This is a genomic window from Streptomyces sp. AC550_RSS872 (assembly GCF_019049285.1).
In the GTDB taxonomy this organism is placed as follows: domain Bacteria; phylum Actinomycetota; class Actinomycetes; order Streptomycetales; family Streptomycetaceae; genus Streptomyces.
Genome location: NZ_JAGMUL010000029.1, coordinates 99,435 through 109,578, shown reverse-complemented (window position 1 = coordinate 109,578; position 10,144 = coordinate 99,435). Strand labels below are relative to the sequence as shown.

Annotated in this window: 3 protein-coding genes; all 3 read right to left on the bottom strand. The window is 70.2% G+C overall.

The features are described 5' to 3' along the window. Positions 1 to 2,388 (bottom strand): type I polyketide synthase (locus tag KUM44_RS15510; protein ID WP_217208457.1); only part of this gene is annotated, 2,388 nt, incomplete at its 3' end. Beyond that, positions 2,385 to 6,965, bottom strand: coding sequence for a type I polyketide synthase (locus KUM44_RS15505; RefSeq protein ID WP_217208456.1), 4,581 nt, complete (start codon positions 6,963 to 6,965; stop codon positions 2,385 to 2,387). The genes KUM44_RS15505 and KUM44_RS15510, both read right to left, overlap by 4 nt. Further along, complete coding sequence (locus KUM44_RS15500; RefSeq protein ID WP_217208455.1) at positions 6,958 to 10,104, bottom strand: non-ribosomal peptide synthetase; 3,147 nt, start codon at positions 10,102 to 10,104, stop codon at positions 6,958 to 6,960. The genes KUM44_RS15505 and KUM44_RS15500 overlap by 8 nt, the downstream gene beginning before the upstream one ends. Positions 10,105 to 10,144 lie beyond the last annotated feature (40 nt).

The window sequence follows — 10,144 nt, the reverse complement described above, 5'->3', positions numbered from 1 at the left end:
GATGTGTTGGGCCCAGTAGTGGGGGATGGTGGCTTGTTGGGGGGTGAGGGGTTTGCCGGTGGTGTTGGAGATGAGGGGGGTGGTGGGGGGTGTTTTGGGGGTGTTGGCGACGGCGTTGGTGAATTCGTCGAGGAGGGGGTCCATGAGGGGGGAGTGGAAGGCGTGGTGGGTGTTGAGGGTGTGGGTGGTCCAGCCGCGTTGGTGGGCGTGGGTGGTGAATTGGTGGATGGCGTGGGGTGGGCCGGAGATGACGCAGTCGTGGGGGCCGTTGTGGGCGGCGAGGGAGGTGTGTGGGGGGAGGGCGGCTTGGACGCTGTCGCGGTCGGCGAGGACGTGGAGCATGGTGCCGGGGGGTTGGTTTTGCATGAGGCGGGCGCGGAGGGTGATGAGGGAGAGGGCGTCGGGGAGGGTGAAGATGCCGGCGGTGGTGGCGGCGGTCCATTCGCCGAGGCTGTGGCCGATGAGGGTGTGGGGGGTGATGCCCCAGTGTTTCCAGAGTTGGGTGAGGGCGTATTGGAGGGTGAAGAGGGCGGGTTGGGCCCATTGGGTTTGGTTGAGGAGGTGGGTGTGGTTGTTGTTCCAGAGGATGTCGCGGATGTCGGTGTGGATGAGGGGGGTGAGGTGGGTGGTGCATTCGTCGATGGCGTGGCGGAAGGCGGGGTGGTGTTGGTAGAGGCCGTGGGCCATGTGGGGGTGTTGGGAGCCTTGGCCGGTGTAGAGGAAGACGAGGGGTGGTGTGTCGTAGGGGGTGTGGTGGGTGGTGGTGTGGTGGGGGTCGCGGGTTTCGAGGGCGGTGGCGATGGTGTCGGGGGTGGTGCCGGTGACGGTGCGGCGGTAGGGGAAGGCGTGGCGGCCGTGGGCGAGGGTGTAGGCGGTGTGGGTGAGGTTGGGTTGGTGGGTGCGCAGGTGGTGGGCGAGGTTGTCTGTTGCTTGTTCGAGGGCTTGGGGGGTGCGGGCGGAGAGGATGAGGGTGTGGGGGAGGTCAGGGATGCGGGAGGTGTGGGGGATGTCAGTGGTGTCGGTGTCGGTGTCGGTGTCGGTGTCGGTGTCTGTGTCTGTGTCGGTGTAGGTGTCGGAGATGGGTGTGGTGTCGGGGGTGGTGGGTGGTTCTTCGATGATGAGGTGGGCGTTGGTGCCGCCGAAGCCGAAGGCGCTGATGCCGGCTCGGCGTGGTGTGGTGGTGGGTGGCCAGGGGGTGGGGTTGGTGGTGATGTGGAAGGGGGTCTGGTGGAGGTTGGTGTCGGGGTTGGGGGTGTGGTGGTTGAGGGTGGAGGGCAGGAGGTGGTGTTTGAGGGCGAGGACGGTTTTGATGAGGCCGGCGATGCCTGCTGCGGCGTCGAGGTGTCCGATGTTTCCCTTGACGGTGCCCAGGACGCAGTCGCCTCGTCCGCCGAACGCCTGCTCCAACGCCTGAACCTCGATCGGATCTCCCAACGACGTCCCTGTGCCGTGCGCCTCCACGTATCCGATGTCTTCCGGCGTGAGACCGGCGTCCGCGAGGGCCGCGCCGATGGCCTCGGCCTGCCCCGACACGCTGGGAGCGGTGAACCCGACCTTGATGGACCCGTCGTTGTTCACGGCGGAGCCCTTGATGACGGCGTGGATGGTGTCCCCGTCGGCGAGGGCGTCCTCCAGCCGCTTCAGCACGACCACCCCCACACCGCTGCCGAAGACCGTCCCGCGCGCCTGCGCGTCGAACGGACGGACATGGCCGTCCGGTGAGAGGAACGAACCCTCCTGATGGAGATAACCAGCCCCCTGAGCCGGATCGACATGGACGCCGCCGGACAGCGCCATGTCGCAGTCGCCGGCCGCCAGGCTCCGGCAGGCGGTGTGCACGGCGACCAGCGACGTCGAACACGCTGTGCGCAGGGAGACACTGGGTCCTGTCAGCCCCAGCTTGTAGGACACCCGGGTGGCGAGAAACCCCAGTTCGTTGCCGAGCAGGATCTGGGTGAGGCCCACCGTCTCAGCGAGGTCGTGCCGAGCGTAGACACGCTGTACGTACCGGTTCGTTCCGGCGCCGGCGTAGACGCCGATGGTGCCGTCGTACTGTGCGGAGTCGTAGCCGGCGTTCTCCAGTGCCTGCCAGGCGGTCTCCAGGAAGAGGCGGTGCTGGGGGTCCATGAGCTGGGCTTCGCGGGCGGTGTATCCGAAGAACTCGGCGTCGAAGAGGCCGGCGTCCTGGAAGCGTGGTCCGGCCTTGACGAAGTCGGGCCGGTTGAAGGTTTCCGGTGGTACTCCCGCCGCGGTGAGTTCCTCGTCGGTCAGAGCGACGATCGACTCGACACCGTCGCGCAGGTTGCGCCAGTACTCGTCCAGATTCGCGGCACCGGGAAAGCGCCCCGCCATCCCGACGATCGCCACACCGCCGTCGAGGCCCTTCATCCTTCCTCCCTGACACCGTCGACCAGGGCGCTGAGTGTGCGCACGGTCGGCCCCACGTAGACGACGGTCAGCGGCACGGACGCGCCCAGGTCCTGCCGCAGCCGGTGTACGACCTGGAGACCCAGCAGCGAACTCCCCCCGAGTTCGAAGAAGTTGTCGTTCACCCCGACGCTCTCGACGCCGAGGGTCTCCTGCCAGATCTCCGCTATCCGGCATTCCGTCGCACTGACCGGTGCGACGAAGGGGTTGCGGAGATTGGGGCGTTCATGCCGGCGGACCGTCGTGGCGGGGGCGTCCGCCACGGGCGCCGACCACAACGCGTGGCGCCAGTGCAGATCACCGGTGGAGACGATCACCTGGGGCTGCGGCACGGCGTCGAGCAGGGCGTCGAAGACCTGGCGGCCTTCGTCCGGAGTCAAGGCCAACTCCCTTACCGCAACGCCCAGTTCGGTGCGGTCCCGGTCATCGGAGAAGAACCAGGCCTCCCAGTCGACACTCGTCCATGGCCGGCCCGGGCCATGACGCAGCTGGGCGAACGCGTCCAGGGCGGCGTTGGCCCCGGTGTAGGCCGCGAAACCCAGCCCGCCGAGCAGCGCGGCGATGGACGAGCAGATGATCGCGATGTCCAACTGCTGATCCTGGAGCACCTCGTGCAGGACCTGAGTGCCGTAGAGCTTCGGGCCGAAGTGCCACAGGCTCTCCTCGGGGCCCAGTTCGGAGACGGCCCGGTGCGCGGCCGACCCGGTGGTTCCGGCGCAGTGGACGACCCCGTTGACGGGGCCGAACTCCTCAAGAATCCGTTGCTTGGCCTGCATCATGGCCGCCGGATCGGTGACGTCGGCGGAGACCACCATCACCCGGGAGCCGAGTTCCTCCACCGCGCGCACCGCACGGATCGAGTCCCTGACGGCTGCCGGATGATGCTCCTCGTCCCAGGTTTCCCTGGGCGGCAGTCCCGTCCTGCCGAGCAGGACCAGCCGCACGCGGTCGCGCTCGGCGAGGGCACGCGCCACGACCAGGCCGATCCTGCCCAGGCCGCCAGTGATCAGGTACACCCCGTCCTTCCTGACCGGCGAGGCCGTACGGGAGGCAAGCGGCGTCGTGACGTACGCGGGCCGCCAGCAGTGGCTTCCGCGCAGGGCGAGTACGCGGTCGGCGGCCGGCCGGGCCAATTCGCCCAGCAGGTGTCCGGCCACGGCCGCGGGATCTCGCGCGCCGTCCAGGCGCAGGTCCAGGTGGACGCAGTCGAGCGACGGGTACTCCTGCGCCAGAACCTTGCAGGCACCCAGGGCCGCGGCCTTGGGCGGGCAGAGTTCCTCGTCGCCCACGACCGAGTGCACCTCGGTGGACACCACGTCCCAGCGCTGGGCCTCCGCCATCAGTTCCGTCTCCGTGGCCTGGGCCCAGTGGACCAGGCTGTCGAAGGCACGCCGCAGCAGGCTCTGGACATCACCGGGTTCCACCGCGCGGTGCGCGTCGTCCCCGACGCTCCAGCAGTGGACGACGCGTTCCGGGATACCGCCCTGGGCGCGCAGAGCCGCGGCCAGCTTGGTGAAATGGGAGACCTGCGCGGGATCGAGAACGTACTCGCCGTCGCCGCTGTCGCCCCACTCACCACCGGAGGTCACCGAGCGGACGCTCGCACCGAGTTCCCGCAGACGGGCCGCGAGACCGCGACCGACACCGGCGCCGTCCACGAAGATCAGCCACCGCTGGGCCGCGAGGTCCCCTTCGGCGGCCGGGGCAGTGGCGGGGAGCCGGTGCCAGGACTGGCCGTAGAACCACTGGGACAAGGAGCCGTGCCGTTGCCGCGCGGTGTCGTCACCGGACTCCCGGGAGCCGGGTTCCAGCCAGTAGGTCCGGCGTTCGAAGGGGTAGGTGGGCAGGGGAACGCGCCTGGCCGACGGGGAGGGCGGGAACGGGTGACGGCGGCCGGCGAGCCAGAGCCGTCCCGCGGCGCTGAGCAGTGACGCGCGATCACTCTCCCCGTGCAGCGCCCTCGGCAACGAGGGGATCACCACCCGGTCGGCGGATGTCGCGGCAGCCGGATGCTGGAGGACGTCCGAGGTGTGGGCGGGAGCGGGGCCGACTTCGACGACGGCGACGTCCGGTATGGACCAGATCGTCGCGATGCCGTCGGCGAAGCGGACGGTGCGCCGCATGTGGTGTGCCCAGTAGTCGGGGCTGGTGGCTTCCTCGTCGGTGATCCAGGTGCCGGTCAGGCCGGACACGAACGGTGTGGCCGGACGGTTCAGCCGTACCGAGCGGACCACCTCCCCGTAGGGCTCGACCGCGGCGTCCATCAGCGGGGAGTGGAAGGCGAACCGGGTGGGCAGACGGCGGGAGACGATGCCCTCCGCGGCCAGTCCGCCGCTGACGCGCTCTATGCCCCGCACCGTGCCGGACAGCACACAGGTGCGATGGCCGTTGACCGCGGCGACGCACACCTCGTCGTCCGTGTAGCGGGCCACGGCGTCCTCGCTCAGCGGCACGGCGAGCATCGCGCCCTCGGGCTGCCGCATGATCAGACGCGCGCGTTCCACCACGAGGCGCAGGGCATCGGGGAGGGAGAAGACACCGGCGACGCACGCCGCGACGTACTCGCCGAGGCTGTGGCCGATCATGGCATCGGGCATGACGCCCCAATGGGCCCAGAGCTCGGTCAGGGCGTACTCCAGGGCGAACACCGCCGGATAGCCGAGCAGAGGCTGGTCGAGCGGGTGCTCGCTGAGCTCGGGCTGTTGCAGAAGGCCGCGCAGATCGCCCTGCGGCCGCCCGGCGGCCGCCCCCGGTGGCGCGGAGTGATCGAGGAGCGACGGGCGGATGTCCTGGCCGAGCAGGGGATCGAGGAGGTGCGCGCACCGGTCGAGCGCCGCCCGGAACACGGGTTCCCGATCGTGGAGTTCGCGGGCCATGCCGGGGAACTGACTGCCGAACCCCGCGATCACGAAGGCCACCGGGCGGTCCGGAAGAGCGGGGGCTACGGCGGTCAGGAGCCGGCCGTCGTCACGGGCGGCAAGGGCGTCCAGGGCGTCCTGCCTGCTCGTGCTCACCAGCATCCGCCGATGGGGGAAGTGCTTGCGGCCCTCCCTGAGAGTGAACGCGACCTCGGCCAAGGAGTGTTCGGGGTGGGTGCGCAGGTGGTCGTGGAGCAGGTCGGTGGCCGACTCCAGCGCCTCCGCGCTCTTCGCGGACCACACGAGCAGGTGCTCGGCGCCGTTGTCGGCCTCCTCGGCGGGCGGCCGGGGCCGCAAAGCCTGCTCCAGCACGACATGGGCGTTGGTACCGCCGAGCCCGAAGGAACTGACCCCGGCCCGGCGTGGGCCTTCCCGCTGCGGCCACGGGATCAGCTCGGTGTTGACGTAGAACGGGCCGGCTTCCAGGTCGATCCGCTGGTTCGGGGTCTCGTAGTGAAGCGACGGGGGTATCTGACCGTGCTCGACCGCAAGCACTGCCTTGATCAACCCCGCGACACCCGCCGCGGAGTCGAGATGCCCGATGTTGGTCTTCACCGACCCCACCGCGCAGGTGCCGGCGGGGACCCCGTCGAACACGGCGGCGAGCGCCTGGTACTCGATGGGGTCCCCGAGGGGGGTGGCCGTGCCGTGGAGCTCGATGTACCCGATCGTCTCCGGCGCGACATCCGCGTCGGCCAGCGCGGTGAGGATGGCGTCGGACTGGGCGCGAGCGCTCGGCGCGCTGAATCCGGCCCTTCTGGCGCCGTCGTTGTTCACGGCGCTCCCCTTGATCACCGCATGGATGTGGTCGTTGTCGGCGATCGCGTCCTTGAGACGTTTCAGGACGACCATCCCGACGCCGTCGCCTCCGACCGTGCCCTGGGCCCGTGCGTCGAACGTACGGCAGTAACCGTCCGGAGAGAGCATGCCGTCCGGGCGGTAGAGGTAGCCGTTGCGCCGTGTGTCGTCGACCGCGACGCCGCCGGCGAGGGCCATGTCGCACTGGTAGGCGAGCAGCGACTGGCACGCCTCGGCGACGGCGACGAGTGATGTCGAGCAGGCCGACTGGACGTTGACGCTCGGGCCCTCCAGCCCGAGCTTGTAGGAGATTCGGCTGCTCAGGTAGTCGGAGCGGTTGCCGATCACCACCTGCTTCTCGCCCAGCAGTTCGGCGGCACGGGGCTGGGTGGCGATGTTGTGGAGCTGGTAGGTGTTGTGCCCGGCGCCCGCGAAGACCCCGATCGCACCCTCGTACCGCCCGGGGTCGTGGCCGGAACTCTCCATGGCCGCCCAGGCGCACTCCAGCATGACCCGGTGCTGCGGATCCATGAGTTCCGCCTCGCGCGGCGAGTAGCCGAAGAACGTCGCGTCGAAGGTGCGGGCACCCTCCAGCACATAGCCGTGCCTGACGAAGTCGGGGTGGCGCAAGGTGCCCGTGTCGACCCCACGGGCGGACAGTTCGGCGTCGTCGAACCGGGTGACCGAGCAGACGCCGGCCCGCAGGTTGCTCCAGTAGACCTCTACCGTGTCGGCGCCGGGGAACCGGCCCGCCATGCCGACGACCGCGATGTCCAGGCTGTCCTCGGCACCCTCGGGGGACTGGAAGACGTCCTCACTCATGCTGGCCTCGCTTGACTCGAAGCTGTTGTTGGCGGCGTTTCAGGAGGGCGTTGCGCTGCGCTTCCTCGCGTCTGGCCGAAGGAGCGGCCGAGGGCTCTCGCCGCCGCGCGAAGAACTCGGCCTGGGCGCGCACGGTGGTGTGCTGGAACAGGTCGAGCAGGCCTATGTCCTTGCCCGTGGTCTGCCGTAGCCGGTGCTGAAGCTCGACGAGAAGCAGGGAGTGGCCACCGAGGTCGAAGAAGTTCTGTTCCGTTCCCACCTCGTCGTTCGGGAAGATCCCCTGCCAGGCCTCCAGGACGCTTTGTTCCAGCCTGTTCCTCGCGGGGGTGGGCGCGGACGGCGCGGGCCGGGCGGGGGGAGGCGGCAGCTGCCGGCGGTCGACCTTGCCGTGCTTGGACAGCGGCAGCTTCGCCAGCGGCACCAGTGCCTGCGGCATCATGTGCGGCGGCAGCCGGTCCCTGAGATGCCGCTCCACGGCGTCCACGTCGAGTGCCGGGGTGCCGCCCGGCCCTGGGTATTCCTCGACGCACTCGACGTAGGAGACGATCCGCCGGTCCCCGGGAGGGTCCTCCCTGACGACGGTCACGGCCTGCCGGACTGCGGCGCAGCTGGTGAGCGCGGCGTCGATCTCGCCGAGCGCCACGCGTAAACCGCGGATCTTGATCTGGTCGTCGCGGCGGCCGAGGAACTCGATGATGCCGTCGGGCAGCCGCCGCACGATGTCGCCGGTGCGGTACAGACGGCTGCCGGGTCGTCCCCCGAGGGCGTCGGGGACGAAGGACGCGGCGGTGAGGTCGTCCGCGCGATGGTATCCGCGGCCGACGTTCCCGCCACCGATGAGGAGTTCCCCGGCGACCCCGAACGGCACCGGTCCGCCGGTGCCGTCGACCACATGGGCCTGGGTGTTGGGCAGGGGGACCCCGATCGGGGCGGTGGCCCATTCGGCGTCCGGGTGATCGGAGACGGCCAGCGTCAGCACGCCCACGGTCGTCTCCGTCGGACCGTAGTGGTTGAAGACCCTGCAATGGGGGGCCAGTCGTTGCAGCTCCCGCAGCCATCTCCACTCGGACGCCTCACCGCCGACGACGAGGAGCCGCCGGGGCAGCAGCGCGGTGAAGTGCGCGGAGGCATGCAGAGCACGCAGATGCGACGGGGCGATCTTCAGGCAGTCGACGGGCCATTGCCGGCACCACTCGGCGAACTTGCCGGCGTCCAAGGCGCGTTCGCGCGTGATCATGTGTATCTCCCCGCCGGTGCACAGGGGGAGCGCGAAAGAGGTGACACTGGAGTCCACGGTCAACGGCTGAACCATCGCGAAGCTGAGCGGCTCCTCGATCCTCAGTCGCTCGGTGGCCGCGCAGACGTAGCTCATCAGCTGCCGGTGCTCGATCACCACCCCTTTGGGGCGGCCGGTGGACCCGGAGGTGTACAGCAGATAAGCGGCGCCCGACGGCTGCTGCCGTCCGGCCGGCGGGTTGTGCGCCGGGCGTCCGTCCAGCACGGTCCAGTCGCCGTCGAGCTCGACGACGTGCCGCCCGTCGCCGGATCCCGGCGGCAACCCGCCGGAATGCGTCACGACGATCCGGGCACCGGCGTCGTCGAGGACGGCCTCCTGCCGTGCCGGGGGGTCGTTGGGATCCACCGGTACATACGTTCCGCCGGCCTTGAGGACCCCGAGGACCGCGACGGCCAGCTCGGCACCGCGTTCCAGACAGAGCCCGACGGTCGCCTCGGGTCCCACCCCGTGTTCATCGAGGAGCGAGGACAACTGATTGGCACGCTTGTTGAGTTCCTCGTAGCTGAGACACACGTCCTCGGCCCTGACCGCCGGCGCAGCCGGGCTGCGCGCCACCCAGGCCTCGAACACCTGCGGGAACGTCAGGTCCGGCACTTTGGTCGTGCTGCGGTTCCACGACCTGATCGTCTCCTCCTCCCCGGCGGTCAGCAGGGGGAGAGAGCGCACCGGCATGTCGGGGTCGGCGGCGGCGCCGTCCGCCAGACGCAGATAGTGGGCGACCGCCCGGCGCGCGGTGCCCTCGTCGAAGACGTCGCGCGCGACCAGAAGGTGTCCGCTCAGCCCCTCCTCCTCGCCCGACAGACGCAGGGCGATGTCCCCGGCGATGCGACGGTCGTGGACGGGGAGGACTTCACAGGTGAGCCCCGCCGGGGCGGACAGGCGAGCGGCACGGCGGTGGGAGAACGCCGGCCAGCGTGGCGAGGAGCCGGTGTCGGGCGAGCCCGCCGGCCCTTCGCACGGGTCGGCCGCCACGCTCTCGCACGCCCCCGCCGTGGCGCGTGCCACCGTCCGGACCAACTGCCGGAAGCTCAGCTCGCCGGTCACCTCGAAGGAGACGGGCACGATCTGTTCGAGGCCCCTCACCGTCGTGGCCTCCCGCCCGGGCCGGCCGGGCGCCGTCACGTCGACCACCGGAGCGGACTGGCCGTACCGGTGCAGGAGCACCACATACAGGGCGAGCGTCACCGTCGCGAGGCTGCCACCGCACTCCCGCGCCAGTCGGCGCAGTCCTGCCGTGGTGTCGGCGGAGACCCCGAACGGCACCGCGTCGGCGGTCAGATCACGCTCGGTGGGCCTGGGCCGGTCCAGGGGGAGTTCAGTGGGCCCGGGCCGGGGCTTCCCCGGCCACGAAGGCGGCGGACCGTCGACGCCGGTGCCGAGAGGGAGGGGCTCCGGCAACCGGGCCGAAGCGCGCAGAGCGGGATCGGCGCCGTTGTCCGCCGTCGCGTCGGGGAGCAGTGCTGCCTGCAGGAGGCGTGCGGCCGAGGCGGGATCGGCAGCGAGTCGGTGCAAGACCAGCACTACTTCGTGCTCGTCCTCGGTACAGCGGATCAGCAGGCCGCGGGCCAGTGGCCCCTCGCTGAGATCGAGGGGTTCGGCCAGGGTCTGCTCGGTCAGCGTGCCGAGACGCTGTGCCCGGGCCGAGTCGCCGAGCCCTCTCAGATCATGACGTGCCAGCGCCACCCAGCAGTCAGTCGCCGGAATCTGCGCAGGTCGTCCGTCGATGGTGCTGAGCCGTGCCGGGTGCGCCAGGTGACGGTCCATCGCGGCGCGCAGGGCCGTGTCGAAACCTCCGAGATCCAGCTCACCCGTGAGACGTGCGGCTAAGACTACGTGTGACAAGGACTGTCCGGTGTGCTCGGGGGACATCGGCGGTAATCCA

Coding starts and splice junctions, on each gene's coding strand:
- KUM44_RS15505 (WP_217208456.1), bottom strand. CDS start 6,965: ATGAGTGAGGACGTCTTCCAGTCCCCCGAGGGTGCCGAGGACAGCCTG.